Genomic DNA, 25,313 nt, shown 5'->3' with positions numbered 1-25,313 from the left:
CGAGAAGAGAGACGTGGCCGCAGACACCGCCAAAGTCGATCCGATGCACCAGTTCGCTATCGAGCCGATCTTCGGCTCCGACTGGGCCATTGCAGGTCACAATATCGCCTTCACCAATTCCGCCTTGTGGATGCTGATCGCCGGCATCTGCCTGTGGATCTTCATGATCGGCGGGATGAAGCGCGAAGTTGTGCCCGGTCGCTGGCAGATGGCGGTCGAAACGATGACCGGTTTCATCGACGACCTGCTTGAGGCGAACATGGGCAAGGAAGGGCGCAAGTATGTGCCCTATGTCTTCACGCTGTTCATGTTCATCCTGTTCGCGAACCTGCTGGGCCTGATCCCGCTGCCGCTCGCGATGGCAGGCGTCCATGCCTTCACCTTCACCAGCCACTTCACCGTTACCGGTGTGCTCGCGATCATGACCTTCGCGATCGTGCTGACGGTCGGCTTCTGGAAGCACGGGCTGCACTTCTTCAGCCTGTTCGTTCCGCACGGCACGCCCACGCTGATGATTCCGCTGATCTTCGTGATCGAGCTGATCAGCTTCCTGTTCCGCCCCTTCAGCCTTGGCCTGCGCCTGTTCGTGGCCATGATGAGCGGGCACGTGCTGCTCGAAGTGCTCTCCAGCTTCGTGATCGACGCCGCCAATGCCGGCCCCGCCTATGGCGTGCTGATCGGCGGCCCCAGCTTCATCCTGATGATTGCCATCTGCGCGCTCGAACTGCTCGTCGCCGGCATCCAGGCTTACGTTTTCGCACTGCTCACGTCGCTCTACATCAACGACGCCGAGCACCTGCACTAAGTTCGCACGTTTTTCGTTTATCAAGTTCTAAAGGAAGGGTTTTATCATGGATGCAGAAGCTGCAAAGCTGTTGGGTGCCGGTCTCGCGGCGATTGGTGCCGGTATGGCTGCACTGGGCGTGGGCAACGTCTTTGCCTCGTTCCTCGAAAGCGCGCTGCGCAACCCCGGCGCGGCTGACGGCCAGCAGGGCCGCCTGTTCATCGGCTTCGCGGCTGCCGAACTTCTCGGCCTGCTGTCGTTCGTCGTTGCGATGATCCTGATCTTCGTCGCCTGATTTGGCTGGGCCGGGCGCGCCGCAAGGTGCTTCCGGCCTGACCGACCCAGCGCATCTCACCAGACCATACCCGGAATCCGTCCATGCCTCAGATAGCCCAGATGTCCGAGACCTTCGCCAGTCAGTTGTTCTGGCTGCTGCTGGTGTTTGGCATCCTGTTCTTCGTGATCGGCAAGGGCATGGTGCCCAAGGTGATGGACACGGTGGGCCTGCGCGACAAGCAGATCGCCGACGACCTCGCTGCAGCACAGGCTGCGCGCGATGCCGCCGATGCCGAGGAAGAAGCCTGGCGGACCCGCGAAAATGCCAACCGTGCCTCGGCACAGGCATTGGTGGGTGAGGCCAAGGCCAAGGCTCAGGCCAGCACCGAAGCCCGTTTGGCCGAAGTGCAGGTCGGGATCGATGCCCGCATGGCGCAAGCCGAAGCCCGCATTGCCGCCTCGCGCGATGCGGCGGCCGGTGAAATCGAAGCTGTGGCTGCCGATGCGGCCAAGGACATCGTTTCGCGTCTGGCGGGTGTAAATGTGGATCAGACTGCTGCCCTCGGGGCAGTGAAGAAAGCAATGGCCCATGGCTAATCCCGAAGCTCCCCAGGTCTTCGAGACCGAAAGTCCCGCCGTGTTCGAGGCCGAAGGTCACGGCGCTCATGTCGAGCATGCCGAACCGATGGCGCTGGGCCTTGCGCCGGGTGGCTGGGTCGGCCTTGCGATGCTGGTGTTCCTGATCGTGCTGATCTGGAAGGGCGTGCTCAAGACGATCGGTGGCGGGCTCGATGCCAAGATCGCCGCGATCAAGGCGAACCTCGACGAGGCCAAGCAATTGCGCGCCGAGGCGGAAGCTCTGCGTGCGGAGTATAGCGCGAAGATCGCCGGTGCCGAGAAGGACGCTGAGGCTATGCTCGAGGGCGCCCGGCAGGAAGCCGAAGCGATTGTCGCCAAGGCTGAGACCGACACGGCAGCTGCCATCGCCCGCCGCGAGCAGATGGCGACCGACAAGATCGCCGCTGCCGAACGTCAGGCGATTGCCGAACTGAAGGCACGCGCCGCCGATGCCTCGACCAGGGCTGCGGCAAGCCTCATCGCCGAGGGGCACGATGCGGCTGCCGACAAGGCGCTGGCTGACCAGGCGATCGCCGCGATCTGACCCGCGCAAGCTCTGTCGGACCAAGAAGACCCTCGCTTCGGCGGGGGTTTTTCTTTTGCGCTTTCCTTCATGGGGGCCGCACGGCTAGCAATGCTGCAAATTCGCTTATTCGGGAGAGAACACGATGAAGATTGCGGTACTGGGAGCCAGCGGCAAGGGCGGCTCGGAGATTGCCAAGGAAGCGGCCGCGCGTGGGCATGAGGTAATTGGCCTCTCGCGCCACCCTGAGGCCATTCCGGCAGCGGACGGGATCACCGCCAAGGAATGCGACGTTGAGAATACCGATGCCCTCGTGGAGGCCATCAAGGGCGTCGACGCGGTCATCAGCGCGCTCCATTTCAACGTTACCGCCGAGCATCTGCTGGCGGCAGTCAAGGCGGCGGGCGTTCCGCGCCTGCTGGTGATGGGCGGCGCGGCCAGCCTCAAGAACGCGGACGGCGTGCGGCTTTACGATTCGCCCGAGTTCCCCGAGAATATCAAGCCGTTCGTGATCGGCGGCATCCACTTCCTCGACGCGCTGCGCGAGGAGCAGGAGGTTGACTGGACGTTCTTCTCGCCCGCCATGCTGATCTTCGTCGGCGAGCGTCAGGGTCCCGGCAGCTTCCGGCTCGGCACCGAGGAACTGGTGGTCGACGCCAATGGCGAGAGCAAGATCAGCTATGCCGACTATGCCATCGCCATGGTCGACGAACTGGAAGCGCATAATCACAGCCGCTCGCGCTTCACCGTGGGATACTGAGCGGGCGGTTGTTCAATCTCAGAACGAGTCCTTCGCGGCCCTGATGGCGGCGAAGGTCTCGTCGGGGCTGTCGCCGCCCCAGTGGGCCTGCATGTCGGGATCGTCGGCGCGCAGGAAGGGGTTGGTCTCCAGCTCGCGACCAAGCGGGAAGGGCACGGTCGGCTCGCCTGCTGCGCGCTTCGCTTCGATCTCGCGGGCATAGTCCATCAGCGCATCGTTGCCGGGGTCGGCGTGGAGCGCGAAGGCCGCGTTCGCCTGCGTGTACTCGTGCGCGCAGCAGATGGTGGTCTCGGCGGGCAGGGCGCGCAGGCGTTCGAGGCTGGCCCAGAACTGCTCCGGAGTACCCTCGAACATCCGCCCGCAGCCGAGCGCAAACAGCGAATCGCCGACGAAGGCGAGCCCCGCTTCGGGCAGGTGGTAGGCGATGTGGCCCTTGGTATGGCCGCCCACGTCGATGACCTGCGCAGTGTTGCCGCCCAGCGTCGCGCTGTCACCGCCAGCCAGCACCACGTCGAGCGGGAACTTCGCCGACACCTCCTGCGGGCCGTAGATCGTGCAGCCAGTCGCGGCCTTGATCGCGGCGTTGCCGCCCGCGTGGTCGGGGTGCCAGTGGGTGTTCCAGATCTGCGTGATGCGCCAGCCTTTCGCCTCGGCCTCGCGCAGGTAGGTCTCGGCATCAGGCGTATCGATGCAGGTGGTCTCGCCGCTGGCGCTGTCATGCAGCAGATAGCCGTAGTTGTCGGACAGGCAGGGGAACTGGTGGAGTTCGAGTGTCATTTGCCGTCGGTTCCTCGTGCGAAGGTTGGAATGCCATCGGGCAGGCTGACCCAGGGATGGCGATGCTGTTCCCACACCGCGCGCACCGGAGCGGGGAAGGCGGGATCGGCAAAGGCGCCCACGGGCACACCGATCAACGCCGGGGCCTTTTCGAGCAACACATAGACGGTGCTGCCGCAATGCGGGCAGAAGCCGTTGGTGAGGGCAGTGCCGCTGTAAGAGCCGCGCCGGTATTCGCGCGCCTCGCCGCTCACGGTGACGGCCTCTTTGGCGAAGTAGGCGATAACGCCAAAGGGAGAGCCGCTGCGCCTTTGGCAGTCGTCACAATGGCACAGCACCGTGGTGGGCTGTGCGTCGTCAGTGACCGAGGCCTGAAGAACGCCGCATTGGCAGTGGGCTAGCATGGCCCCAGTCTAGGAGCCTTGCCCGATGTAGGAAAGGCCCGCCTGCCATACGGCAAGCGGGCCTTCCTGAATGTGCGATGAGAGGCCCGACCGCAAGGCCGGGCGCAACCCAATTAGTCCTGCTTCTTCAGCGCGGCGCCGAGGATGTCGCCCAGCGAGGCGCCCGAGTCGGCCGAACCGAACTGTGCCACAGCTTCCTTCTCTTCGGCGATCTGCAGCGCCTTGATCGAGAAGTTGGGCTTCTTCGAACGGTCGAAACCGGTGACCATGGCATCGACCTTCTGGCCGGCCTGGAAACGGTCGGGACGCTGCTCGTCGCGGTCGCGGCCGAGGTCCGAACGCTTGATGAAGCCGGTCGCGCCGTCTTCGCCAACCTGCACTTCGAGGCCGCCATCGCGCACTTCGAGCACGGTCACGGTCACGGTCTCGCCGCGACGCAGGTTCGAGCTGTCGCCCACACCTTCCGCCGAGGGAGCGCCCTTCTCGAGCTGCTTCATGCCGAGGCTGATGCGCTCCTTGTCGACGTCGACATCGAGCACCACGGCCTGGACCTCTTCACCCTTGCGGTGCAGCGCCAGCGCGTCTTCGCCCGAGATGCCCCAGGCGATGTCCGACATGTGAACCATGCCGTCCACGTCGCCGGGCAGGCCGATGAACAGGCCGAACTCGGTGGCGTTCTTGACTTCGCCGGTGACGGTCGAGCCAACCGGGTGCGATTCGGCGAACTCTTCCCACGGGTTGCGCTGGGCCTGCTTGAGGCCGAGCGAGATGCGACGCTTCTCGCTGTCGACTTCCAGCACCATGACGTCGACTTCCTGCGAGGTCGAGACGATCTTGCCGGGGTGGACGTTCTTCTTGGTCCAGCTCATTTCCGAAACGTGGACCAGGCCTTCGATGCCCGGCTCCAGCTCCACGAAGGCGCCGTATTCGGTGATGTTGGTGACCTGACCAGTGATCTTGGCACCGATCGGGTACTTGGCGCCAACGCCTTCCCACGGATCGCTTTCAAGCTGCTTCATGCCGAGGCTGATGCGCTGCGTGTCGGCGTTGATGCGGATGATCTGGACGGTCACGGTCTGGCCGATCTCGATCACCTCGCTCGGGTGGTTGACGCGCTTGTAGCTCATGTCGGTGACGTGGAGCAGGCCGTCGATGCCGCCCAGGTCCACGAAGGCGCCGTAGTCGGTGATGTTCTTGACCACACCGTCGACGACCTGGCCCTCGGCCAGCTTGTCGATCAGCTCGCTGCGCTGTTCGGCGCGGGTCTCTTCCAGCACGGCGCGACGCGAGACGACGATGTTGCCGCGGCGACGGTCCATCTTGAGGATCTGGAAGGGCTGGGTCATCTCCATCAGCGGGGTGACATCGCGCACCGGGCGGATGTCGACCTGCGAACCGGGCAGGAAGGCCACGGCGCCGTCGAGATCGACGGTGAAGCCGCCCTTCACACGGCCGAAGATGCGGCCATCGACGCGCTTGCCTTCGCCGAACTCGCTTTCCAGCTTGTCCCAGGCGGCTTCGCGGCGGGCGCGGTCGCGGCTGAGCATGGCTTCGCCGTCGGCGTTCTCGACGCGGTCAACGAAGACCTCGACTTCCGAGCCGACCGTCAGGCCGTGGTCGCCTTCGCCACGTTCGAATTCCTTGAGGGCGACGCGGCCTTCGCTCTTGAGGCCGACGTCGATGATGGCCATGCCATTTTCGATGTTGGTAACGGTGCCCTTGACGACGCGGCCTTCGAAGCCGCCCTCGGCGCCGCCGAGCTGTTCATCGAGCATTGCGGCGAAATCGTCGCGGGTAGGATTGGCGCTTGATGCCATAGTGGTCTCTATCCTGTTCACATTTGCTACCGGCCACCGGTTTTACCGGGGTCTTTACCCGTCTCCCGCACGATTACGGGGCCAAACGGGGCAAGAGGGCCGTTTCCGCACAGGCCGGTTGCCATGCACGGGTTCGTTCGAGCCAAAGCCTTTCGGAACGGACGCGCCCCTAGGCGAAACGGGTGCAAAAGGCAAGTGAATTGGGCCGGGTGAACTGGGGGCTGCGAACTCAAGCTGTTGGATTGAGGGCGGTGAATTGGGATAGGTGGGGCCACGGTGTTACAGGTGTGACAGTGTCCTGAGCGGAAAAACCTTGTCCGTTTGCGCCGGGGCTTCGGCTGATGGCAGGGAAGGGGGAGCAGGCGTATTGGCATGACGGGCGCTTCCTGCCACCGGCCCGGCCATGTAGGAAAGCGCCGATGACGAACCATGCTCCTTTGATCGAAGCCCTCGCGCGCTACCGCCGATACCACCGCGCCCGGCGCAATGTGGCAACCCATGCGCTGGGCATTCCCATGATCGTGCTGGCAGTCGAGATCCTGCTGTCGCGCCCGGTGTGGGAGCTGCCCGGTTTCACGCTGACCCCCTCGGTGATCGCCACGGCAGCGGCGGCACTCTATTATCTGAAGCTCGATAAGCTGCTGGGCGGAGCGCTGGCGCTGGTGCTGATCGGCATGGCGCGACTGGGGCTGGAGATCGCGCAAATGGATACCGCCGTGTGGCTAGGCAGCGGGATCGGGCTGTTTGTGCTGGGATGGGCGTTGCAGTTCCTCGGCCATCATTTCGAGGGCCGCAAACCGGCCTTCCTCGATGACCTGCGCTCGCTATTGATCGGGCCGCTGTTCGTGACTGCCGAGGCGGCCTTTGCGCTGGGCCTGTGCGGGGAGCTTAAGGCCGAGATCGAGCGCGAGAGCCAGAGCCTGATGTCATTACCCTGATCCAGCTTGCTCCCCTCCCCTTGGGGAGGGGCTGGGGGTGGGGGCTCGACGCTGGCTGGCGTGGAACCCCCACCCCAACCCTTCCCCACAGGGGAAGGGCCTTGCGCCTCGATGCCAGGTCACCCGGCTTCAGGCGGCCGTGCCAGCCCATTCTATTCGTTCAGCCAGTCAGCCGTAAGCGTGCCCCGGTGCCCCTCGGGCGCCAGCGCGGCGCGCAGGGCCTCCAGCATCGGCGGCAACGCCTGCGTGAAGGCATAGGGCGGGTTGACGATGAACAGGCCCGCGCCGTTGTAAATGCCGGGCTGATCCTCGTCGTACAGCCAGTGCTCGACCGACAGAAATTTCGAAGTGCCGAGCTTGCCGAGCTGCTCCTTCCACCGCGCGTGGACGGCGCGCTCCTTCAGCGGATACCAGATCACCGTCACGCCGTGCGCCCACTTGCGGTGCGCCGCGGCGAGGGTGGCGGTGATCCGCGCGCGCTCGTCGGTCTGCTCATAGGGCGGGTCGACCACCACCACGCCGCGCGGGGTGCGCGGCGGCACCAGCGCCAGCCACAGCTCATAGGCGTCGCGCTGATGCACGGCGGCGGGGGTGCCGCGCATGGCGGCGCGCAGGGCCTGCGCGTCCTCGGGGTGTTTTTCGTTGAGGACCAGCACGTCCTGCGGGCGCAGCAGCTGCGCCAGAACCTGCGGAGAGCCGGGGTAAAGGCGCGGCTCGTCCCCGCCGTTCACCGCGCTTACGGCGGCGCGATAGGCGTCCAGCAAAGGGTTTGTATCGGCACAGGCCCGCAGCACGCCTTGTGCCGCCTCGCCGGTGCGCTGGGCCTGATCGCCGAGCAGGTCATAAAGCCCGCAGCCGGCATGGGTGTCGATCAGGGTCAGCGCGCTCTGCTTGAGCTGCAAGGCCTGCACCAGCGCGATCAGCAGGCTGTGCTTCACGACATCGGCGCTGTTGCCGGCATGGAACGAGTGGCGGTAGTTCATGGCAATTCCCTATGCCGACGCTCTGCTTTCGTGTGGCCAGCTGCGACGCCGCTCGCGCGACCATTGCAGATTGCGGGCGACAGGCAAGGATCAGCGCAAGGCGCGGATCGTCGATTGGTCCGCGCTGGTGAAATCCGGGTCCACATAGACCCGCACCGCCTTGATCAGCTCGCCCTCGAACTCGAAGACGTTGCAAAACAGGCCCTGGGAAATGTCGCCGTCGGGAAAGGGCGTGCCGTCGGCCATTTCGCCCCACTCGCGGCCCTCGACGACGATCGTATCGCCGGCTTCGACAAAGGCCAGTGCGTCGATGTCATGCTCCAGCTTCCCGAGCATGGCCCCCATTCGCGCGCCGAACCTGCGCATCGCCTCTTTCCCGCGTGTCCGGCCGAACTTGGGGAACAGCAGCTCTACATCGTCGGTGTAGAGGTCCATGATGCGGCCGTCGCCTGCATCGACATAGCGGAAATACTGGCGGACGATCTCGCGCCGACGCGCGCTCAGGTTGGTTTCTGTCATCGCGCCCACCTATGGTCTGGCGAGCCGGGAGACAAGCACGCGCGGCGCGGTCATCGGCTCTTTGTGCAGCCCGCAGACGGGGCCGGAAGATCACGCGCAGGGGGTCTGCCCGGTCGCCTCATTGACGGCGGCAATCGCGGCGGCAATCGACTCGTCCTTGTTCATGGCGCTGGTGTCGATCACCACCGCCCCTTCCGCCGCGCGCAAGGGGGCATCCTCGCGGCTGCGATCGCGCATGTCGCGCCGGGCGATCTGCGCTTCGATCTCGTCGAGCGAAATGTCGATCTCGCGGCCCGTCATTTCGAGCCAGCGGCGCTTGGCCCGCGCGGTTACGCTGGCGGTGATGAACAGCTTTACCTCGGCCTCGGGCGCAATCACCGTGCCGATATCGCGCCCGTCGAGCACCGCGCCGCCGGGCTGGGTGGCAAAGGCGCGCTGGCGCTCGAACAGCGCCGCGCGCACGGCCGGGTGGACCGAGACGCGGCTTGCCAGCCCGCCGACTTCCTCGCTGCGCAGCTCGGGTTCGTCGAGCAGGTCATCGGGGAAGGTGGTGGCGGCCAGCGCGTCCTCGGGGTTGTCGGCCTCGCCGCCATTGAGCGAGACCTGATAGCCAACCGCGCGGTAGAGCAGCCCGGTATCGAGATGCGGCAGGCCAAAGTGCGCGGCGAGCGCCTTGGACACGGTGCCCTTGCCCGAGGCGGTCGGGCCATCGACGGCGATGATCATGCGCGTTTTCCCTTCCTGACGGCCTTGGTGAGGCCCCAGATCGCGATGGCCGCCCAGAACCCTTCGAGCACGAGGCTGGGCCAGTTGGTGTGCTTGACCAGCGATACCGTCAGCAACGCCGCCCCGGCCAGATTGGTGCCGTGGACCAGAAACGGGTTGGGCGCATTGCTCGCCGTCAAATAGAAATAGGCGGCGATGATGCAGGCAGTGCCGCCAAAGCCGACATAGGCATAGGCGTCGAGTGCACTCACGCGGCGGCCTCTTCCAGCAGCGCCCGGAAGGTCGGGAAGCTGGTGGCAATGGGGGCGGTGTCGTCGACCAGCACGCCCTTGCGCGAGGCCAGCCCTGCCACCGCCATGCTCATGGCGATGCGGTGGTCGAGGTGGGTCGTCACCGCCGCATCCTCAGCCGTGCCGGGGAGCGGCTCACCGCCGCTGCCGTGGATGGTGAGGCCGTCTTCCGCCTCCTCCACCTGCGCACCGGCCAGCGTCAGCGCTGTGGCCATGGCCGAGAGGCGGTCGCTTTCCTTCACGCGCAGCTCGTCGAGGCCGCTGGTGCGGGTGGTGCCCTTGGCCAGCGCCGCGGCGACGAACAGTACGGGGAACTCGTCGATCATGCTCGGGGCGACTGCCGGATCGACCTCGATGCCGGTGAGCGCCGAGTGGCGCACGCGCAGGTCGGCCACCGGTTCGCCGCCGACATTGCGCCGGTTCAGCTCCTCGATGGAGCCGCCCATCTGCCGCAGCACGCCGAGCAAAGCGGCGCGGGTGGGGTTGAGGCCGACATTCTCGATAACGAGGTCGCTGCCCTCGGTGAGCAGCGCGGCGACCACGAAGAAGGCGGCGGACGAGGGATCACCCGGCACCTCGATGGTCTGCGGCTGGAGCGTCGCCTCGCCGCGAATCTCGATCACGCGTTCGCCGTTCACTTCCTCGACGGTCAGCTCGGCGCCGAAGCCGCGCAGCATGCGCTCGGAATGGTCGCGGGTCATCACCGGTTCGATCACGCGGGTGATCCCGGCGGTGTTGAGCCCGGCCAGCAGCACCGCGCTCTTCACCTGCGCGCTGGCGACGGGCACGCGGTATTCGATCGGCACGGCAGGGCAGGCTCCCTGAAGCCGCAGGGGGAGGGTGCCTCCCGGCGAGGTCTCGAACTGCGCGCCCATCATCGAGAGCGGCTCGATCACGCGGCCCATCGGTCGCCTCGACAGGCTGGCATCGCCGGTGAACACGGCGGAGATGGCGTGGCTGGCGATCACGCCCATTAGCAGCCGGGTCGAGGTGCCCGAGTTGCCCATCTCGATGGCCACATCCGGTTGCAGCAGCGAGCCGACGCCGACGCCGTGGATAGACCAGGTCCCGCTGTCCTCACGGGTGATCTCGGCACCCATCGACCGCATGGCGACGGCGGTGGCGAGCACGTCCTCGCCTTCGAGCAGGCCGGTGACGCGGGTTTCGCCCACGGCCAGCGCGCCGAGCATCAGCGAGCGGTGGCTGATCGACTTGTCGCCCGGAACGCGGATCGCGCCGGTAAGCGGGCCTGACATGGTGAAGCGGTGCGGGCTGGGAGCGGCTGAGCTTGAAATGGTAATGATCCTGCACAAATTACGGCGAATTGCGCGCCGCTTTGACAGTGGCATGGCCCTATGGCAAGGCGCTGCGCCAATGATTCCCGAGCTGGTATTGCCAGCCAGGAACATGTCACCCGATTACCCCCGACCCGGCGTTACTCTATATCCGGGCGAGACAAGGACACTTTGATGGTCAAGCCAGAATGGGGCTCCAAGCGCACCTGCCCCAAGTGCGGTGAACGCTTCTACGATCTGGGCAAGGAAGACCCGGTCACCTGCATCGAATGCGGCAACGAATGGACGCCCGAGCCGGTGCTCAAGTCCAAGCAGCCGATTCCGTTCGAGGAAGAGAAGAAGGTCGAAGGCAAGGATGCCGACTCGGATCTGGGCGGCGACGATGACGATCTCGACGATATCGACGATGACGACGATTCGCCCGACAACGACGTCGACCTCGGCGGTGACGACGATCTCGGCGTCGACACCGGCGACGACGACAAGGAAGATGATAGCTGAGTTTTGCGCAGCCCCATCCGGGGCTGCGTCCTCGCTGCTGTTCCCTCCCCCCGGATCAAGTCCGGGGTGCGGGGCAGCTGCGGGCGGCCAGTCGGCCTCGCCTTCGCTTCGCTCGGAGTGTTGGGTTCGGCTGCTCCAATATGCTCGTCACCCCGGACTTGGTCCGGGGTCGGGCTTCTTCCCGGGGGAGTGAGGCAAACTTTTTCTCCGGGACGAAACAAAACGCAAAAAACCCTCTTGCGCAATCTTCGGCACCCTTCTAGAGGGCTGCCTCCCGGACGCACCCAGTGACCGGGACTTTGAATGGAACGGGGCCTTAGCTCAGCTGGGAGAGCGCAACACTGGCAGTGTTGAGGTCAGCGGTTCGATCCCGCTAGGCTCCACCATTCACCTTCCTTCCCCGGCTATGTCGATACCGGGTGGCCCGATTAAATCTCTGCGCGGCCCTGTATCGACATACCCGGACTAGTTTGGGTTCATAGGGGTTCGCCCCACGCTGGCCGACGAGGTTTCGTCCGCCGGCGTTTTTCGCGTTTGGCACCTGTCAGGCGCACAAGGTGGAGTTGTGACGCGCATGTTCGATACGCTGTCCGATCGGTTGAACGGTGTCTTTGATCGCCTGCGCGGGCGCGGGGCGCTGTCCGAACAGGACGTGCGCGATGCCATGCGCGAGGTCCGTGTGGCCCTGCTCGAAGCCGACGTGGCGCTGCCCGTCGCGCGCGACTTTATCGACAAGGTCACCCAGCGCGCGGTCGGTCAGGAAGTCCTCAAGTCGGTCACCCCCGGCCAGCAGGTCATCAAGATCGTCAACGACGAGCTGGTGGCGATGCTCGGTGGCGGCGACACCGAGCGCGGCGAGGCCGTTCCGCTCAACCTCGATGTGCGCCCGCCCGCCGTCATCATGATGGTCGGCCTGCAGGGCTCGGGCAAGACCACCAGCACCGCCAAGATCGCCCGCCTGATCAAGACGAAGATGGGCAAGAAGGCCCTGATGGCCTCGCTCGACGTCAACCGTCCGGCGGCGCAGGAACAGCTCAAGGTGCTCGGCGAGCAGGTCGAGGTGGCGACGCTGCCGATCATCGCCGGCCAGCAGCCGGTCGACATCGCCCGCCGCGCGCTCGAATCGGCGAAATTGCAGAACGTCGACGTGCTGCTGCTCGATACTGCGGGCCGCCTCCATGTCGACGAAGCGCTGATGGCCGAGATGAAGGCCGTCGCCTCGGTGGCGACGCCTGCCGAAGTGCTGCTGGTGGTCGATTCGCTCACCGGTCAGGACGCGGTCAACGTCGCGCAGTCGTTCTCCAGCGAAGTGCCGCTCACCGGCGTGGTGCTCACCCGCATGGACGGCGATGCGCGCGGCGGTGCGGCGCTGTCGATGCGCGCTGTCACCGGCAAGCCGATCAAGTTTGCCGGTACCGGCGAGAAGCTCGACCAGATCGAGCTGTTCCACCCCGCGCGCATGGCCGACCGCATCCTCGGCATGGGCGATGTGGTGTCGCTGGTCGAAAAGGCCGCCGAGACGATCAAGGCCGAAGAGGCCGAGGAACTCGCCAACCGCATGATGAAGGGCAAGTTCGACCTGAACGACCTTCGCATGCAGCTGAAGCAGATGCAGAACATGGGCGGCCTCGGCATGCTCGCGGGCATGATGCCGGGCATGAAGAAGGCCAAGGCCGCGATGCAGGCCTCGGGCGTCGACGACAAGGTGCTGGTCCATATGGACGCGATCATCGGCTCGATGACGCCGAAGGAGCGTGAGCGCCCCGAACTGCTTAACGCCAAGCGCAAGAAGCGCGTGGCGGCGGGCTCGGGCACCTCGGTGCAGGAGGTCAACAAGATCCTCAAGATGCACCAGGAAATGGGCCGCGCGATGAAGCAGATCCGGAAGATGGGCGGGCTCAAGGGCCTTGCGGCCATGTTCGGCGCCGGTGGCGGTGGAGCAGGCGGCGGCGGGCTGGGCGGATTGCTCGGCGGCGGAGGAGGCGGCGCTGGCGGCCTCCCGCCCGACATTGCGAATTTGATGAACAAGAAGTGATTTCAGAAATTTAATTCAGAAAGGTAATCTACAATGGCAATTGCAATCCGGCTCGCCCGTGGTGGCGCCAAGAAGCGTCCGTACTATCGCATCGTGGTGGCCGACAGCCGCCGTGCCCGTGACGGCAAGTTCCTCGAGCAGGTCGGCACCTACAACCCGCTGCTCGGCAAGGAAGACGAGAACCGCGTGCGTCTGATCGAGGACCGCATCCGTTACTGGCTCGGCGTTGGCGCCCAGCCGACCGACCGCGTGCACCGCTTCCTCGACAAGGCGGGCATCCTTGAGCGCGAAGCCAGGAACAACCCGAAGAAGGGTGAGCCGGGCGAAAACGCCAAGGAACGCGCTGAAGAGAAGGCCGCGAAGATCGCTGCCGCCGAGGAAGCCGCCAAGGCTGCCGAGGAAGAGGCCAAGGCCGCTGCTGCCGCTCCGGCTGAAGAGGCTCCGGCCGAGGAAGCTGCTGCTGAGGAAGCTCCGGCTGCCGAAGAAGCTTCGGAAGGCTGATTTCCGAAAACCGATCATCCTGAGCTTGTCGAAGGATTGCCTTTCCCTTCTCGCACTACGCGGAAAGTGAGGAACGGCCCTTCGACAGGCTCAGGGCGAGCGGATGTTGGAACCTAGACAAGTGCCCGAAAACCAGGCCCAGACCATCACCCTTGCCGCCATTGCCGGCGCGCACGGCGTAACGGGCGAGGTCCGCCTGAAACTGTTCGGCGAGGGGCTGCCCTCGCTCAAACAACACAAGTCCTTCAACGAAGGCGCACTCACGCTCGCCAAACTGCGCGACGACGGCAAGGGCGGGGCGATCGCCCGCTTTGCCGAAGTGACCAGCCGCACCGATGCCGAGAAACTGCGCGGCACCGTGCTGGCCGTGCCGCGCGAGGCCCTGCCGCCGCTGGCCGAGGGCGAATACTATCACGCCGACCTGATCGGCCTGCCCGCCGTCTCTGACACCGGCGAAGCACTGGGCCGCGTGATCGCGGTCGAGAATTTTGGCGCCAGCGACATCATCGAGATCGAGCGCCCCGCCGAAGAGGGCAAAAAGCCGCAGCGCTTTATGGTGCCGATGCTGCCCGAAGCGGTGCTTTCGTGGGATGCGACAGGCATGGTAATCTCCGCCGACTTTGCGGAGGATTGATATGCTAACCGGAATTCTGGCCCTGACCGTCTTCGTGGCGGCGCTGAGCGCGGCCTTTGCCTTTGCGCTCTCGCGGCACATGCGCGAGACGAGCGCGCTGCGCCGGGCGGCTCTGGCGGCCATGGGCGGGGCGATCCTGCCGATGCTGGTGCCGCTGCTGGGAGGCGCCGCGTTTGGCTTTGGCATGCTCACCGTGCTGCTGGTGGCCTATTTCGTGCTCTACATCTTCGTGGCTCTGCCCGTGGCCTTTCTGGTTTCGCGCAAGTTCGAAGCTCCGGCGCGGCCCCGGCCCGATATCTTCGAGTAAGCCGCATGACCTTCGCCGCCACCGTCCTCACGCTGTACCCGGACATGTTTCCCGGCCCGCTCGGGCTGTCGCTGGCCGGGCGCGCGCTGGAGCGCGGCGACTGGACCTGCCGCACGGTGCAGATCCGCGATTTTGCCGAGGACAAGCACCGCACCGTCGATGACACGCCCGCGGGCGGCGGGGCGGGCATGGTGCTGAAGGCCGATGTATTGGCGCGGGCGTTGGACTCAATTCATCCACCCAGATCCGCTCATGCTGAGCTTGTCGAAGCATCGCCCTTACTTTCTGGTTCAGCGCCAGGAGAGAAAGACAGCCCTTCGACAAGCTCAGGACAAACGGGGGCCATCCCCATCCTCGCCATGACGCCGCGCGGCAAACCGATCACGCAGGAGCGCATCCGCGCCATCGCGCAGGGCCCCGGTGTCACCATCCTGTGCGGCCGGTTCGAGGGTTTTGACGAGCGCCTGTTCGAGGCCCGTCCCGCCATCGAGGAGGTGAGCCTTGCCGACATCGTGCTGTCGGGCGGAGAAACTGCCGCCATCGCCATACTCGATGCTTGCATTCGCCTGCTTCCCGGCGTAATGGGCGCGCCTTCTAGCGGGGATGACGAGAGCTTCGAAAGCGGCCTTCTCGAATATCCGCAGTATACCCGACCTTATGAATGGGAAGGGCGCACGATCCCTGAAGTGCTGCGATCGGGGGATCATGCGAAGATCGAGGCATGGCGAAAGCACATGGCCGAAGAGACCACACGGCTACGCAGGCCGGACCTTTGGGAACGCCATGGGGGCGATCCGGGTCTGTCTGCCTCTGGTGCGCGGCGTGAACAGAAGGATTGAGACCATGGGTCTTATTCAGCAACTGGAAGCGGAACAGATTGCCGCTCTCACCGAGGGGAAAGAAATCCCCGCATTCCGCGCTGGTGACACTGTGCGTGTCGGCGTGAAGGTTGTCGAAGGCACGCGCAGCCGCGTGCAGAACTTCGAAGGCGTCGTGATCGCCCGTTCGAACCGTTCGATCAACTCGAATTTCACCGTCCGCAAGCTCAGCTTCGGCGAAGGCGTGGAGCGTGTGTTCCCGCTCTACAGCCCCAACATCGATTCGATTACCGTGGTCCGTCGCGGTATCGTGCGGCGGGCCAAACTCTACTATCTGCGCGGCCGTACCGGCAAGCGCGCCCGCATCGCCGAGCGTCGGGAGAATGTCGGCCAGTAAGGCCGTCCTTCCGAAAATCACCCAAGTTCGACGAAGGGGCGCCCTGGCAGGATCGGTCAGGGCGCCCCTTTTCGTTTTGCGTCTTTCAAGGTTTGTAATGTCGTCGACTTCCCCTCAGTCTGCGGGCTCACCTGCGCCCGTCCAGCGCCGTGCGCTGGGCGTGGGCGGGGCATGGGCCATGGCGGTCGGCGGGATGATAGGCGGCGGGATTTTCTCCACTCTCGGGGTGGTGATCTCGGTCGCGGGGCACTGGGCCTGGGTGAGCTTCCTGCTCGGCGGGATCGTCGCGCTCGCCTCGGGCCATTCCTATTCGGCGCTGACCCGCCAGATCGGCGAGCCCGGCGGTTCCTATGCCTATCTGCGCGCGCTGGGCTGGCGGCGCTCGGCGACGGCGGTCGCCTGGGTGCTGGTGGCGGGCTATACGCTTACCGTGGCGGTCTATGCGGTGACCTTCGGGTCCTATGCCGCCAATGCCTTCGGTGCGCCGCACTGGGTGGCCCTGGCCTGCGCGCTGGGAGCGATAGCGCTGCTGGCGGGGCTGAACCTGTGGGGCGCGAGCGAATCGACGATGTTCGAACTGATCGCGGTGAGCGGGAAGCTCGTGATTCTGCTCGGGCTGGCCTTTCTCGGGCTGTGGCACTGGGCCCCCGAAAAGCTGATGCTGGAAGCGGGGCAGCCGGTGGGGCTGGGCCATGCGGTGGTGGGCATGGGTGTGGTGTTCATGGCCTACGAAGGCTTCCAGCTCCTGAGCTACGACTACGACGAAATGCGGAACCCTGCGCGCACGATCCGCATTGCCATGCCGCTCGCCATCGCGATGACCACGGTGACCTATATCGTGGTGGCGCTGGGGGCGGGGATGCTGGCCGGGGCCGACCAGATCGTCGCGCACGAGGAAGTGGCGCTGGCCATTGCCGGGCGCGAGGCGCTGGGGCTGGCGGGTTTTATCGCAGTGTCGGTGGCGGCGACCTTCTCGGCGGGCTCGGCCATCAACGCCACGGTTTTCGCCACCGCGCGGCTGGCGGCGCAGGCCGCCGAGGATGGGGAGATGCCAGCGCTGTTTGGCCAGCGCGACGGGCACAACGTCCCGTGGGCGGGCACGGTGCTGATTTCGGCGGTGGCGGGCGTCTTCGTGCTGGTCGGCGGGATCGAGCAACTGGTCGAAGGGGCGAGCTTCGTTTTTCTGCTGATCTTCGCGCTGGTCAACTGGATCGCGATCCACCGGCAGGCGGGTAGCCGCGTCGTGGCGAGCGTTGGGCTGATCGGTGCGCTGGCAGGCGCGGTTATGCTGGTCGGCTATCTCACGGGGGTGGTTTAGAGCGGTATGACATAGCATCGATCCGCAAAGCCCTTCCCCTTGGGGAAGGGTTGGGATGGGGGTTCTGCGCCAAGCAGCGTCCAGCCCCCACCCCCAGCCCCTCCCCAAGGGGAGGGGAGCAAGCTGGATCAGGGTAATGTCGTCAGACTCTGGCCCCAGGCAACGAATTTTACAGGCCGCATCCGGCAAGGATCGGCCGACAATGAAGGGAATGGAAGAATGGGTTATCGTGTGGTTGTGGTCGGAGCGACGGGCAATGTCGGGCGTGAGATGCTCGCCATTCTTGCAGAGCGCGAGTTTCCGATCGACGAGATTGCCGCAGTTGCCTCTTCGCGCAGCCAGGGCACCGAGATCGAGTTCGGCGACACCGGCAAGATGCTCAAGTGCAAGAACCTCGAACACTTCGACTTCACCGGCTGGGATATCGCGCTGTTCGCGGCAGGCTCGGGCCCGACCAAGGAATATGCCCCCAAGGCCGCCGCAGCCGGCTGCGTGGTAATCGACAATTCGTCGCTGTTCCGCATGGACCCCGACGTGCCGCTGATCGTGCCCGAGGTGAACCCGGATGCGATCGAGGGCTACAAGAACAAGAACATCATCGCCAATCCCAACTGCTCGACCGCGCAGCTGGTGGTGGCGCTCAAGCCGCTGCACGATGCCGCCAAGATCAAGCGCGTGGTGGTGAGCACCTACCAGTCGGTTTCCGGCGCGGGCAAGGACGGCATGGACGAACTGTTCGAACAGAGCCGCGCAATCTTCGTCAACGATCCGGTCGAGCCGCGCAAGTTCACCAAGCAGATCGCCTTCAACGTCATCCCGCACATCGACGTGTTCATGGATGACGGCTCGACCAAGGAAGAGTGGAAGATGGTGGTCGAGACCAAGAAGATTCTCGATCCCAAGGTCAAGATGGCGGCGACCTGCGTGCGCGTGCCGGTGTTCGTCGGCCATTCGGAATCGATCAATATCGAGTTCGAGAACGAGATCAGCGCCAAGCAGGCCCAGAACATCCTGCGCGAGGCGCCGGGCGTGATGCTCGTCGACAAGCGCGAGGATGGCGGATACGTGACCCCGATCGAATGCGCGGGCGACTATGCGACCTTCGTCAGCCGCGTGCGCGAAGACCCGACCGTCGACAACGGCCTGCAGATCTGGTGCGTGTCGGACAACCTGCGCAAGGGCGCCGCGCTCAACGCGGTGCAGATCGCCGAGCTGCTCGGCCGCACCCAGCTCAAGAAGGGCTGATCCAGCTTACCGCCCGCCGCGCCGCTGGCTTTCCAGCATCGGCGCGGCGGGTGACTTGGTCTGGCAATCCTTCTGTGCAACAGGCACCGGCAACAATATGTCGCGAAGGAGAACCGGATGAGCACCGAGCACAAGGGCGCCTATGTCGAATATGCGCCGCTTAACGAGCCGAAACCGTTTGGCGAGAACGTGTGGATCGTCGACGGGCCGGAAATCCGCATGGACCTGGGGCCGTTCAAGGTGCCCTTTCCCACCCGCATGACCGTGGTCCGGCTCGCCGATGGCGGGCTGTGGCTGCACTCTCCCATCGCCCCTGACGAGGCGCTGTTCGCCGCTATCGAGAAGCTGGGCGAGGTGCGTTGGTTGGTGGCGCCCAACTCGATCCACTACTGGTTCATGGCCGACTGGATCGAACGCTATCCCGAGGCGCAGAGCCTTGCGGTCCCGGATCTCGACGTGAAGGCCAAGCGCCCGTTCCGGATCGACACCAAGCTCGAGGATGGCACGCGTTTCCCGTGGTCGGACGAGATCGACTGGCTGCTGGTCCCCGGCACCAGCTTCAGCGAGGCGGTGTTTTTCGTGAAGGCGGCGCAGGTGCTGGTGCTGGTCGACCTGATCGAGAACTTCGAGCCCGAGCGCGTGAACAACCCGCTCCAGCGCTGGGCGCTCAAGCTGGCCGGGGCGACCGGGAGCCTGCCGATTGACGCGCGCATGACCTTCCGCCCGAAGATGGACGAGGTGCGCGTGCAAGTGGCGAAGATGCTCGATTGGCCGGTAGTGCGCGTGACCATGGCCCACGGCAAGCCGATCACCGAGGACGTGCCCGCTGCGCTCGAACGCGCATTCCGCTGGGCGAGTTAGATACCCTGATCCAACTTGCTCCCCTCCCCTTGGGGAGGGGCTGGGGGTGGGGGTTCGACGCGGGCCCCCCATCCCAACCCTTCCCCACAGGGGAAGGGCTTTGCGAGGCAATGCTATGTCTCCCGCGCTAGGTGCCGTAGCGCCGCGACTTGCGCATCAGCAGCACCAGCGGCACGGCGGCGAGGCACAGCCAGCTCATCAGGCGGAAGTCGTTGAGGTAGGCGATCATGGCCGCCTGCCGTGTTACCTCGGCGTCGGCCACGGCCAGCGCGGTCTGGCCATATTGCTGGTATCTGTCGAGGCTGGAGAGATCGATTGCCGATGTCACCTCGCCCGTCACGTGGGCGGCCAGTTCGGCATGGTTGCGTTGTGTCTCGTTGGCGGCAAGCGTCATCACCACCGAAATGCCTACCGACGAGCCGACCGAGCGCGACAGGTTCAGCAGGCTGGAGCCGTCGGTGCGCAGTTCGGGGGGCAGGGTGGCAAAGGCGGTGGTGTTGAGCGGAATGAACACGAAGCCGATGCCGAGGCCCTGAATGAAGCCGGTGATCATGAAATCCCACCGCGCAATGTCGAGCGTCCAGGCCCCCATCTCGTGCAGCGACCAAAAGGTGATGAGGAACCCGAAGGCCACCTGCCAGCGCGCATCGACGCCCTTCTTCAGCAGCAGGCCCGACAGTTGCATCGTGATCAGCACCCCCACGCCGCGCGGCATCAGCACCAGCCCGGTGTCGATCACGTCATAGCCGAACAGGCCCTGCAACATCGGCGGCAGGATCGCGATGGTAGCAAACATGGCCACGCCGACGATGAACAGGAACACCGCTGCGATCACGAAGTTGATGTCGGCGAACAGGCGCCGGTCGAACAGCGGGCGCGGAGTGGTCGAGAGGTGGATCACCCCGATCCACGCGCCGGTCAGCATCAGGCCGATGTAGATGAAGGTCTCGACCGAGGCGAACCAGTCCACCGTATTGCCGCGGTCGAGCAGCAGCTGGAGCGAGGCCAGCGCCAGCGCCACCATGGCAAAGCCGAACAGGTCGAACCGGCGGTGGCGGATGGCCCGGCTCGGCAACTCGGCGAGCAGGATCACGATGCAGATGATCCCGAACGGCACATTGACGAAGAACACCCAGCGCCAGTTGGCGATCTCGGTCAGCCAGCCGCCGAGCACCGGGCCGATGATCGGCCCCACGATCACCCCCATGCCCCACAGCGCGATGATCTGCGGCTGCTTGCTGGGCCGCGTGGTGTCGAGCAGCGCGCTCTGGCTGAGCGGGGCGATAAAGGCCCCGCCGCAGCCCTGAATGGCGCGGAACAGCACCATCTGTTCGAGGTTCTGCGCAATTCCGCACAGCATCGAGGCGACCACGAAGATCACCACCGACATCAGGAACAGCCGCCGCGAGCCGATCCGGTCGGCCAGCCAGCCGGTGATCGGCAGGGCCACGGCGCTGGCGATGATGTAGCTGGTCAGCACCCAGCTGATGGTGTCGGGCGTCGCGCTGAGCGAGGCGCGCATATGCGGGATCGCGACATTGGCGATGGTCACGTCGAGCACCTGCAACAGCGAGGCGATCATCACCCCGACGATCAGCAGCAGGTGATTGCCGACCGGTAGCTGGGCAACGTCGGCGGGCGGGGAGGCGGGCGCGGGCGCCTTGCCAGTGCCGCGTCCGGCGACGCTGGCCATCCTACCGGGCCTCGTGGGCGGAGCCCGTGGCGGTAAACACCGTGACCTCGGTCGAGAGCCCGGCGATGAGCGGGCGCGGGCTCTTGTCGTCGACCGCGATCCGCACCGGCACGCGCTGCGTCACCTTGACCCAGTTGCCGCTGGCGTTCTGCGCCGGCAGCACCGAGAATTCGCTGCCCGTGCCCGCGCCGATCGAGGCCACGTGGCCCTTCAGCACCACACCGGGGAAGGCATCGAAGCGTAGTTCGGCGCGCTGGCCCACGGCCATGTCAGCAAGGTCGGTTTCCTTGAAGTTGGCCTCGACATAGGTGGTCTGCTCCTCGACCAGCGTGAGCACCGGCAGGTTGGGCAGCACTTGCTGGCCCACTTGCAGGCGGTCTGCCTCCGCCACGCGCCCTGCGGCAGGGGCATGGACCTCGGTGCGACGCAGGTTGAGCTGGGCGCTGGCGCGCTGGGCCTCGCCGGCGGCGATCTGCGGGTTCACGCCCGGAACCGCGCTGCCGTTGGCCAGCTTGGCCCGAGCCTCACGCTGACGGGCCTCGGCCTGCCGCAGCGATTCGCGTGCCTGTGTGACCGCGTGCTGCGCCGCGTCATAGTCGGCCTTGGTGGTGAAGCCGCGCTCCCACAGCTGGCGCTGGCGTTCGAAGCGGCTTTCGGCAAAGGCGATGTCCTCGCGGGCGGCGGAGATGTCCACCCCGGTGAGGTCGGTGTTGTTCTGCAAGCTGGTGACATTGGCCTGCGCCCCGGCAATCGCCGCATTGGCCTGCTGAATCTGCAACTGATAGGGTTCGGGATCGATGCGGAACAGCAGTTGCCCGGCTTCGACGGTGTCGCCTTCCTTGGCCATCACTGCGATGATGCGCCCGCCGACCTCGGAGCTGACCGCGACCATGTCCTGCTTCACATAGGCGTTGTCGGTGCTGATCTTGCCTTGCAGCCCCTGCCAGTAAATGAACCCGCCCACCATCAGCGCAATCGGCAGCGACACCATCAGCGCGATCCGGCCAAAACGACGCCTGGGGGGCTGCGGGTCTGTCTGGTTGGCCTCGGCTACGGGGGGCGGTTCGGGAAAGTCGGACATTACGGCAACAAATCCTGCACTGGTTGGCCCCGTCTAGGTCGGTGCATTGCACATAGCAACCTGCACCCGCCTGCCCTTGCGCAAACGCAAAGGGCCTGTCACCTCAGGGGAATGCACGAGCACCAGACCCAGATGATCACCAGTTTCGACGGCACCCCGCTGGCCATTCACCGCCTGGGCGAGGGCAGGCCGGTGCTGCTGCTGCACGGGCTGTTTTCCAGCGCCGAGATGAACTGGCTGCGCTTCGGGCACGCTGCGCTGCTCGCCGGGGCGGGCTTCGAATGCCTGATGCCCGACCTTCGCGCCCATGGCGAAAGCGGCGCGCCGCACGATCCCGAGGCCTATCCGCAAGGGGTGCTGACGCAGGATCTGGCGGCGGTGGTGAAGGCGCTTGGCCTCGATGACTACGACCTCGCCGGGTTCTCGCTGGGCGCGCGCACGGCGGCTGCGGCGGTAATCGACGGGCTTGCCCCAAGGCGGCTGGCGCTGTGCGGGATGGGGCTGGAGGGCCTTTCGGGCTGGCAGCGGCGCAGTGCCTTCTTCCTCGACGCTATCGACCGCTTCGATGAGGTCAAGCGCGGTGACGCGGCCTTTATGGCGGTTGCGTTCATGAAGCAGATGAAGGTCGACCGTGTGGCGGCCCGGCTGCTGCTTACGTCGGTCGACGATATTGCCGCTGGCGACCTTGCAAAAATCACGATGCCCACTGCTGTGATCTGCGGCGACAAGGATGGCGATAACGGGTCAAGCGAGAAGCTGGCCGAGGCGCTGCCCGACGCGCATCATGTGACCATTCCGGGTACCCACATGAGCAGTGTGACCGAGGCCGACCTCGGCATGGCGATCAGGGATTTTTTGGCCGAAAACTGAGCGGTTTGCCGACTGGCGCAATTTCCTCCCGGTTCGTCGCCGGGGCCGGAACCTGCATGCTCGCGCCGCCGTTTCTCCTGCAATAACCCAACAGGAGAGAGGCGATGGAATACGAGTTGATCGATCGTTCTCAGCACGAGCCCGCCGCGCATCAGAAGAAGCGCCAGAGGGCGATCTTCATCCCGGATGAGGAACGCGAAGTTGCGGAGAAGGATCAGGTTCCCGCGCAGATGAACGGATAGGACAGGCTCGCGGACATCAGGCCCAAAAAAAAAGGGCGTTGCCGAACCCGGCAACGCCCTTTTTTTTAATCGCTTGAAGCGCTGAAGCCTTAGGCTTCGCCCTCTTCGGCGGCTTCTTCGCCGACATCGGCGCTCGGCAGTTCGCCGAGTTCGCGATCGGGATCGAGGGCTTCGGTGAAGCCGTCGCTCTCGTCACGCACTTCCTCAGCCATCTGCGAGAGGATGTCGATGCCCTGGCTCTGCAGCTCGGCTTCGTCTTCCGAACGGGCGACATTCGCCTTCACGATGACCGAAACCTCGGGGTGCAGCGTGACGGTCACGTCGAACATGCCGATGGTCTTGATGGGCGCGCCCATGATGACCTGACGCTTGTCGATCTTGTGGCCCTTCTCGGTGAGCGCCATGGCGACGTCGCGAACGTTGACCGAACCATAGAGCTGGCCCGAGTTCGAGGCCGAGCGGATCAGCACGATCTCTTCGCCGTTGACGGTCTCGCCCTGCTTCTCGGCCACAACGCGCTTCTCGGCGTTCTCGGCTTCGAGACGCTCGCGGTTGGCTTCGAACACCTTCTTGTTCGCTTCGTTGGCGCGCAGCGCCTTCTTCTGCGGAAGGAGGAAGTTGCGGGCATAGCCGTCACGCACGGAGACGATGTCACCGATCTGGCCGAGCTTTTCGACGCGTTCGAGGAGAATGATATCCATGATCTTTTCTCCCTTACTTCACGATGTAGGGCAGCAGGCCCAGGTGACGGGCGCGCTTGATCGCCTTGGCCAGCTCACGCTGCTTCTTGGCGGAAACGGCGGTGATGCGCGAAGGCACGATCTTGCCACGCTCGGACATGAAGCCCTGCAGCAGGCGCACGTCCTTGTAGTCGATCTGCGGAGCGTCCTTGGCCGCGAACGGGCAGGACTTGCGGCGGCGGTAAAACGGGCGTGCCATCAGTCACGATCCTCCCGGCTTTCGCGGCGCTTCCGCTCGCGATCGTTCTTGCGCATCATGACCGAAGGGCCGTCCTCGTGGCTCTCAACCGCGATGGTGAGCCAGCGAATGACGTCTTCGTTGATGTTGTTCTGGCGCTCCAGCTCAGCCACGAGGTCGCCCGGACCTTCGATGTTGAGCATGACGAAGTGCGCCTTGCGGTTACGGTCGATCTTGTAAGCGAGGCTCTTGAGGCCCCAGGTCTCGGTCTTCACGACCTTGCCGCCCATCTTCTCCACGGTTTCCGTGGCACCGGCAGCAAGCGCATCAACCTGAGCCTGGCTCAGATCCTGACGCGCAAGAAACACGTGCTCGTAAAGAGCCATGCTTGCTTCCTTTCATGTTTCCGCCGATCGCTGACATCCCGCGCGAATCGCAGGGGCCCCTCCGGCTTTCTTCAAATCCCACCCACGCAGGAGTGGTTTCCACGAGGCCCGTCGGCCCCGCGGAAGCGGCGCTCTTAGCGGAACGGGTGGGGAATGCAAGCCATTGCAAATCGGCCTGCTTGCGGCATGACTGCCAGCATGGGGCGAGCGCGGCTCGCGGGCAAGGGGAGACGATATGGTATTTGCAGGAAAGCGGCTGTTGCTGGCTGCGCTGGCAGCGGGGGCCTCGGCAGCTCCGGCGGTTGCGCAGGATGCGCCCGAACCGGGGCTGGAGCTGCTCTATCGCTCGGTGGTGACACTCGGCCCGGCCATCGAGGTGGGCGAGACGGGGCGGGGCATGCGGCGCATCATCCCGATCACCGGCGGCACCTTCGAAGGCCCCGCGATCAGGGGCGAAATCCTGCCGATGGGCTGGGACTGGCAGCTTGACCGCGCCGATGGCTGTACCGAGATCATCGCCGACTATTTCCTGCGCACCGACGATGGCGTGGTGATCAACGTGGTTAATTCGGGCGCGCTGTGCAGGCCGGGCGAGGATGGCACACCGCCGCCCGTGCGCACCAGCCCGGTGTTTGAGGCTCCGCTCGGCAAGTACGCGTGGCTGAGCAAGGGCGGCTACATTGGGACGCTAGGTTTCGACCCCGCTGCGGCGGAGCCGGCGGTTGTGATCACGGTCTATCGCGCCAACTAGGCCGCGTGCTAGGGGAACCACTGGTCCGGCCTGACCATTGGCAGA

The 25,313-nt window shown here is 65.2% G+C and carries 32 protein-coding genes and 1 tRNA gene; 20 read left to right on the top strand and 13 right to left on the bottom strand.

The features are described from left to right. The first annotated feature begins 13 nt into the window (after positions 1–13). The 5 genes from D2V17_RS06895 to D2V17_RS06875 all read left to right on the top strand — a co-directional run bounded on the left by D2V17_RS06895 (position 14) and on the right by D2V17_RS06875 (position 2,961). Positions 14–805, top strand: a complete 792-nt coding sequence (locus tag D2V17_RS06895) for a F0F1 ATP synthase subunit A (RefSeq protein WP_281270550.1) — start codon at positions 14–16, stop codon at positions 803–805. Positions 806–851: 46 nt separating this feature from the next. Beyond that, a complete protein-coding gene (locus D2V17_RS06890) occupies positions 852–1,079 on the top strand; it encodes a F0F1 ATP synthase subunit C (protein WP_119592349.1) in 228 nt (75 codons plus the stop codon). A gap of 83 nt (positions 1,080–1,162) precedes the next feature. Beyond that, positions 1,163–1,657, top strand: coding sequence for a F0F1 ATP synthase subunit B family protein (locus D2V17_RS06885; RefSeq protein WP_119592348.1), 495 nt, complete (start codon positions 1,163–1,165; stop codon positions 1,655–1,657). Further along, a complete protein-coding gene (locus tag D2V17_RS06880) occupies positions 1,650–2,222 on the top strand; it encodes a F0F1 ATP synthase subunit B family protein (RefSeq protein WP_119592347.1) in 573 nt (190 codons plus the stop codon). Before D2V17_RS06885 ends, D2V17_RS06880 begins: the two co-directional genes overlap by 8 nt. 124 nt (positions 2,223–2,346) lie before the next feature. Beyond that, a complete protein-coding gene (locus D2V17_RS06875; RefSeq protein ID WP_119592346.1) occupies positions 2,347–2,961 on the top strand; it encodes an NAD(P)-dependent oxidoreductase in 615 nt (204 codons plus the stop codon). 18 nt (positions 2,962–2,979) lie between these two features. On the opposite strand, the gene gloB is transcribed toward D2V17_RS06875, so the two are convergent. The 3 genes from gloB to rpsA all read right to left on the bottom strand — a co-directional run bounded on the left by gloB (position 2,980) and on the right by rpsA (position 5,959). Continuing rightward, complete coding sequence (gloB, locus tag D2V17_RS06870) at positions 2,980–3,738, bottom strand: hydroxyacylglutathione hydrolase (RefSeq protein WP_119592345.1); 759 nt, start codon at positions 3,736–3,738, stop codon at positions 2,980–2,982. Then, positions 3,735–4,142, bottom strand: a complete 408-nt coding sequence (locus D2V17_RS06865; protein ID WP_119592344.1) for a GFA family protein — start codon at positions 4,140–4,142, stop codon at positions 3,735–3,737. Before D2V17_RS06865 ends, gloB begins: the two co-directional genes overlap by 4 nt. A 113-nt stretch (positions 4,143–4,255) precedes the next feature. Beyond that, positions 4,256–5,959, bottom strand: a complete 1,704-nt coding sequence (gene rpsA, locus D2V17_RS06860; protein WP_119592343.1) for a 30S ribosomal protein S1 — start codon at positions 5,957–5,959, stop codon at positions 4,256–4,258. A 419-nt stretch (positions 5,960–6,378) separates the two neighbouring features. Between rpsA and D2V17_RS06855 the strand changes: the two genes are divergently transcribed. Further along, positions 6,379–6,897 (top strand): Mpo1 family 2-hydroxy fatty acid dioxygenase, encoded by a 519-nt coding sequence (locus D2V17_RS06855; RefSeq protein WP_119592342.1) that lies wholly within the window; start codon positions 6,379–6,381, stop codon positions 6,895–6,897. Positions 6,898–7,049: 152 nt separating this feature from the next. Here D2V17_RS06855 and D2V17_RS06850 read toward each other — a convergent pair whose 3' ends face one another. The 5 genes from D2V17_RS06850 to aroA all read right to left on the bottom strand — a co-directional run bounded on the left by D2V17_RS06850 (position 7,050) and on the right by aroA (position 10,671). After that, complete coding sequence (locus tag D2V17_RS06850) at positions 7,050–7,880, bottom strand: 23S rRNA (adenine(2030)-N(6))-methyltransferase RlmJ (RefSeq protein WP_119592341.1); 831 nt, start codon at positions 7,878–7,880, stop codon at positions 7,050–7,052. Between the two features lie 90 nt (positions 7,881–7,970). Beyond that, the gene (locus D2V17_RS06845; protein WP_191229111.1) at positions 7,971–8,399 is read right to left on the bottom strand and encodes a nuclear transport factor 2 family protein; all 429 of its coding nucleotides are present in this window, start codon (positions 8,397–8,399) and stop codon (positions 7,971–7,973) included. A gap of 90 nt (positions 8,400–8,489) precedes the next feature. Further along, positions 8,490–9,125 carry a (d)CMP kinase gene (locus tag D2V17_RS06840; protein WP_119592340.1) on the bottom strand — a complete coding sequence of 212 codons (636 nt, stop codon included), beginning with the start codon at positions 9,123–9,125 and terminating at the stop codon, positions 8,490–8,492. Beyond that, a complete protein-coding gene (locus D2V17_RS06835) occupies positions 9,122–9,376 on the bottom strand; it encodes a CBU_0592 family membrane protein (protein WP_119592339.1) in 255 nt (84 codons plus the stop codon). Before D2V17_RS06835 ends, D2V17_RS06840 begins: the two co-directional genes overlap by 4 nt. Then, the gene (gene aroA / locus D2V17_RS06830; protein WP_245978579.1) at positions 9,373–10,671 is read right to left on the bottom strand and encodes a 3-phosphoshikimate 1-carboxyvinyltransferase; all 1,299 of its coding nucleotides are present in this window, start codon (positions 10,669–10,671) and stop codon (positions 9,373–9,375) included. The genes D2V17_RS06835 and aroA overlap by 4 nt, the downstream gene beginning before the upstream one ends. A gap of 213 nt (positions 10,672–10,884) precedes the next feature. On the opposite strand from aroA, the gene D2V17_RS06825 reads away from it, so the two are divergent. The 11 genes from D2V17_RS06825 (at position 10,885) to D2V17_RS06775 (ending at position 19,327) form a co-directional block, all read left to right on the top strand. Continuing rightward, positions 10,885–11,211: an FYDLN acid domain-containing protein gene (locus D2V17_RS06825; RefSeq protein WP_119592337.1), complete on the top strand. Its 327-nt coding sequence runs from the start codon at positions 10,885–10,887 to the stop codon at positions 11,209–11,211. Positions 11,212–11,521: 310 nt separating this feature from the next. Continuing rightward, positions 11,522–11,597, top strand: a tRNA-Ala gene (locus D2V17_RS06820). Between the two features lie 188 nt (positions 11,598–11,785). Next, the gene (gene ffh, locus D2V17_RS06815) at positions 11,786–13,246 is read left to right on the top strand and encodes a signal recognition particle protein (RefSeq protein WP_119592336.1); all 1,461 of its coding nucleotides are present in this window, start codon (positions 11,786–11,788) and stop codon (positions 13,244–13,246) included. Between the two features lie 33 nt (positions 13,247–13,279). Beyond that, entirely contained in the window at positions 13,280–13,747 is a 468-nt protein-coding gene (gene rpsP, locus D2V17_RS06810; RefSeq protein WP_119592335.1) for a 30S ribosomal protein S16, read from the top strand. A 121-nt stretch (positions 13,748–13,868) separates the two neighbouring features. Further along, on the top strand, positions 13,869–14,381 hold the full coding sequence (gene rimM / locus D2V17_RS06805) for a ribosome maturation factor RimM (RefSeq protein WP_245978577.1): 513 nt from the start codon (positions 13,869–13,871) through the stop codon (positions 14,379–14,381). Position 14,382: 1 nt separating this feature from the next. Then, positions 14,383–14,688 carry a hypothetical protein gene (locus D2V17_RS06800; RefSeq protein WP_119592333.1) on the top strand — a complete coding sequence of 102 codons (306 nt, stop codon included), beginning with the start codon at positions 14,383–14,385 and terminating at the stop codon, positions 14,686–14,688. 5 nt (positions 14,689–14,693) lie between these two features. Continuing rightward, a complete protein-coding gene (trmD, locus tag D2V17_RS06795) occupies positions 14,694–15,527 on the top strand; it encodes a tRNA (guanosine(37)-N1)-methyltransferase TrmD (protein WP_119592332.1) in 834 nt (277 codons plus the stop codon). Between the two features lie 4 nt (positions 15,528–15,531). Further along, positions 15,532–15,903, top strand: coding sequence for a 50S ribosomal protein L19 (gene rplS / locus D2V17_RS06790; RefSeq protein ID WP_119592331.1), 372 nt, complete (start codon positions 15,532–15,534; stop codon positions 15,901–15,903). A 97-nt stretch (positions 15,904–16,000) separates the two neighbouring features. Next, positions 16,001–17,221 (top strand): APC family permease, encoded by a 1,221-nt coding sequence (locus D2V17_RS06785; protein WP_191229110.1) that lies wholly within the window; start codon positions 16,001–16,003, stop codon positions 17,219–17,221. A 219-nt stretch (positions 17,222–17,440) separates the two neighbouring features. Continuing rightward, positions 17,441–18,466, top strand: coding sequence for an aspartate-semialdehyde dehydrogenase (locus tag D2V17_RS06780; RefSeq protein ID WP_119592329.1), 1,026 nt, complete (start codon positions 17,441–17,443; stop codon positions 18,464–18,466). Positions 18,467–18,583: 117 nt separating this feature from the next. After that, positions 18,584–19,327, top strand: a complete 744-nt coding sequence (locus D2V17_RS06775) for a DUF4336 domain-containing protein (RefSeq protein WP_119592328.1) — start codon at positions 18,584–18,586, stop codon at positions 19,325–19,327. A gap of 127 nt (positions 19,328–19,454) precedes the next feature. Here the strand turns inward: D2V17_RS06775 and D2V17_RS06770 are convergent, their stop codons facing one another. Both D2V17_RS06770 and D2V17_RS06765 read right to left on the bottom strand, forming a co-directional pair. Next, positions 19,455–21,020: an MDR family MFS transporter gene (locus D2V17_RS06770; RefSeq protein ID WP_119592327.1), complete on the bottom strand. Its 1,566-nt coding sequence runs from the start codon at positions 21,018–21,020 to the stop codon at positions 19,455–19,457. Between the two features lies 1 nt (position 21,021). After that, positions 21,022–22,101, bottom strand: a complete 1,080-nt coding sequence (locus tag D2V17_RS06765; RefSeq protein ID WP_245978575.1) for an HlyD family secretion protein — start codon at positions 22,099–22,101, stop codon at positions 21,022–21,024. 111 nt (positions 22,102–22,212) lie between these two features. Here D2V17_RS06765 and D2V17_RS06760 point away from each other — a divergent pair, with 111 nt between their 5' ends. Both D2V17_RS06760 and D2V17_RS21265 read left to right on the top strand, forming a co-directional pair. Continuing rightward, positions 22,213–22,971, top strand: a complete 759-nt coding sequence (locus D2V17_RS06760) for an alpha/beta fold hydrolase (RefSeq protein WP_119592326.1) — start codon at positions 22,213–22,215, stop codon at positions 22,969–22,971. 104 nt (positions 22,972–23,075) lie between these two features. Further along, positions 23,076–23,213 carry a hypothetical protein gene (locus D2V17_RS21265; RefSeq protein WP_191229109.1) on the top strand — a complete coding sequence of 46 codons (138 nt, stop codon included), beginning with the start codon at positions 23,076–23,078 and terminating at the stop codon, positions 23,211–23,213. An 89-nt stretch (positions 23,214–23,302) separates the two neighbouring features. Here D2V17_RS21265 and rplI read toward each other — a convergent pair whose 3' ends face one another. Genes rplI through rpsF form a run of 3 tightly spaced genes read right to left on the bottom strand, consistent with a single transcriptional unit; the run spans position 23,303 to position 24,517 of the window. Then, positions 23,303–23,914, bottom strand: a complete 612-nt coding sequence (gene rplI, locus D2V17_RS06755) for a 50S ribosomal protein L9 (RefSeq protein ID WP_119592325.1) — start codon at positions 23,912–23,914, stop codon at positions 23,303–23,305. 13 nt (positions 23,915–23,927) lie between these two features. Beyond that, the gene (rpsR, locus tag D2V17_RS06750) at positions 23,928–24,152 is read right to left on the bottom strand and encodes a 30S ribosomal protein S18 (RefSeq protein ID WP_119592324.1); all 225 of its coding nucleotides are present in this window, start codon (positions 24,150–24,152) and stop codon (positions 23,928–23,930) included. Beyond that, positions 24,152–24,517 carry a 30S ribosomal protein S6 gene (gene rpsF, locus D2V17_RS06745; protein WP_119592323.1) on the bottom strand — a complete coding sequence of 122 codons (366 nt, stop codon included), beginning with the start codon at positions 24,515–24,517 and terminating at the stop codon, positions 24,152–24,154. Before rpsF ends, rpsR begins: the two co-directional genes overlap by 1 nt. 235 nt (positions 24,518–24,752) lie before the next feature. Here rpsF and D2V17_RS06740 point away from each other — a divergent pair, with 235 nt between their 5' ends. Further along, the gene (locus tag D2V17_RS06740) at positions 24,753–25,268 is read left to right on the top strand and encodes a DUF3237 domain-containing protein (protein WP_119592322.1); all 516 of its coding nucleotides are present in this window, start codon (positions 24,753–24,755) and stop codon (positions 25,266–25,268) included. Positions 25,269–25,313: the final 45 nt, after the last annotated feature.

Source organism: Aurantiacibacter xanthus (assembly GCF_003584015.1).
Lineage (GTDB): Bacteria > Pseudomonadota > Alphaproteobacteria > Sphingomonadales > Sphingomonadaceae > Alteraurantiacibacter > Alteraurantiacibacter xanthus.
The sequence above is the reverse complement of the archived record's forward strand: the minus strand, read 5'-3'. Positions and strand labels throughout refer to the sequence as shown.

What these genes read in the sequence shown, in the direction of transcription:
- D2V17_RS06865 (WP_119592344.1), bottom strand. Translation starts at nt 4,142, where the DNA reads ATGCTAGCCCACTGCCAATGCGGCGTTCTTCAGGCCTCGGTCACTGAC.
- rpsA (WP_119592343.1), bottom strand. Translation starts at nt 5,959, where the DNA reads ATGGCATCAAGCGCCAATCCTACCCGCGACGATTTCGCCGCAATGCTC.
- trmD (WP_119592332.1), top strand. Translation starts at nt 14,694, where the DNA reads ATGACCTTCGCCGCCACCGTCCTCACGCTGTACCCGGACATGTTTCCC.
- D2V17_RS21265 (WP_191229109.1), top strand. Translation starts at nt 23,076, where the DNA reads ATGGAATACGAGTTGATCGATCGTTCTCAGCACGAGCCCGCCGCGCAT.
- D2V17_RS06885 (WP_119592348.1), top strand. Translation starts at nt 1,163, where the DNA reads ATGCCTCAGATAGCCCAGATGTCCGAGACCTTCGCCAGTCAGTTGTTC.
- gloB (WP_119592345.1), bottom strand. Translation starts at nt 3,738, where the DNA reads ATGACACTCGAACTCCACCAGTTCCCCTGCCTGTCCGACAACTACGGC.
- aroA (WP_245978579.1), bottom strand. Translation starts at nt 10,671, where the DNA reads ATGTCAGGCCCGCTTACCGGCGCGATCCGCGTTCCGGGCGACAAGTCG.
- rplS (WP_119592331.1), top strand. Translation starts at nt 15,532, where the DNA reads ATGGGTCTTATTCAGCAACTGGAAGCGGAACAGATTGCCGCTCTCACC.
- D2V17_RS06875 (WP_119592346.1), top strand. Translation starts at nt 2,347, where the DNA reads ATGAAGATTGCGGTACTGGGAGCCAGCGGCAAGGGCGGCTCGGAGATT.
- D2V17_RS06840 (WP_119592340.1), bottom strand. Translation starts at nt 9,125, where the DNA reads ATGATCATCGCCGTCGATGGCCCGACCGCCTCGGGCAAGGGCACCGTG.
- D2V17_RS06800 (WP_119592333.1), top strand. Translation starts at nt 14,383, where the DNA reads ATGCTAACCGGAATTCTGGCCCTGACCGTCTTCGTGGCGGCGCTGAGC.
- rpsR (WP_119592324.1), bottom strand. Translation starts at nt 24,152, where the DNA reads ATGGCACGCCCGTTTTACCGCCGCCGCAAGTCCTGCCCGTTCGCGGCC.
- rpsP (WP_119592335.1), top strand. Translation starts at nt 13,280, where the DNA reads ATGGCAATTGCAATCCGGCTCGCCCGTGGTGGCGCCAAGAAGCGTCCG.
- D2V17_RS06890 (WP_119592349.1), top strand. Translation starts at nt 852, where the DNA reads ATGGATGCAGAAGCTGCAAAGCTGTTGGGTGCCGGTCTCGCGGCGATT.
- D2V17_RS06850 (WP_119592341.1), bottom strand. Translation starts at nt 7,880, where the DNA reads ATGAACTACCGCCACTCGTTCCATGCCGGCAACAGCGCCGATGTCGTG.
- D2V17_RS06780 (WP_119592329.1), top strand. Translation starts at nt 17,441, where the DNA reads ATGGGTTATCGTGTGGTTGTGGTCGGAGCGACGGGCAATGTCGGGCGT.
- D2V17_RS06855 (WP_119592342.1), top strand. Translation starts at nt 6,379, where the DNA reads ATGACGAACCATGCTCCTTTGATCGAAGCCCTCGCGCGCTACCGCCGA.
- rpsF (WP_119592323.1), bottom strand. Translation starts at nt 24,517, where the DNA reads ATGGCTCTTTACGAGCACGTGTTTCTTGCGCGTCAGGATCTGAGCCAG.
- rplI (WP_119592325.1), bottom strand. Translation starts at nt 23,914, where the DNA reads ATGGATATCATTCTCCTCGAACGCGTCGAAAAGCTCGGCCAGATCGGT.
- D2V17_RS06785 (WP_191229110.1), top strand. Translation starts at nt 16,001, where the DNA reads ATGTCGTCGACTTCCCCTCAGTCTGCGGGCTCACCTGCGCCCGTCCAG.
- D2V17_RS06775 (WP_119592328.1), top strand. Translation starts at nt 18,584, where the DNA reads ATGAGCACCGAGCACAAGGGCGCCTATGTCGAATATGCGCCGCTTAAC.
- D2V17_RS06740 (WP_119592322.1), top strand. Translation starts at nt 24,753, where the DNA reads ATGGTATTTGCAGGAAAGCGGCTGTTGCTGGCTGCGCTGGCAGCGGGG.
- D2V17_RS06880 (WP_119592347.1), top strand. Translation starts at nt 1,650, where the DNA reads ATGGCTAATCCCGAAGCTCCCCAGGTCTTCGAGACCGAAAGTCCCGCC.
- D2V17_RS06765 (WP_245978575.1), bottom strand. Translation starts at nt 22,101, where the DNA reads ATGTCCGACTTTCCCGAACCGCCCCCCGTAGCCGAGGCCAACCAGACA.
- D2V17_RS06770 (WP_119592327.1), bottom strand. Translation starts at nt 21,020, where the DNA reads ATGGCCAGCGTCGCCGGACGCGGCACTGGCAAGGCGCCCGCGCCCGCC.
- D2V17_RS06760 (WP_119592326.1), top strand. Translation starts at nt 22,213, where the DNA reads ATGCACGAGCACCAGACCCAGATGATCACCAGTTTCGACGGCACCCCG.
- ffh (WP_119592336.1), top strand. Translation starts at nt 11,786, where the DNA reads ATGTTCGATACGCTGTCCGATCGGTTGAACGGTGTCTTTGATCGCCTG.
- D2V17_RS06845 (WP_191229111.1), bottom strand. Translation starts at nt 8,399, where the DNA reads ATGACAGAAACCAACCTGAGCGCGCGTCGGCGCGAGATCGTCCGCCAG.
- D2V17_RS06825 (WP_119592337.1), top strand. Translation starts at nt 10,885, where the DNA reads ATGGTCAAGCCAGAATGGGGCTCCAAGCGCACCTGCCCCAAGTGCGGT.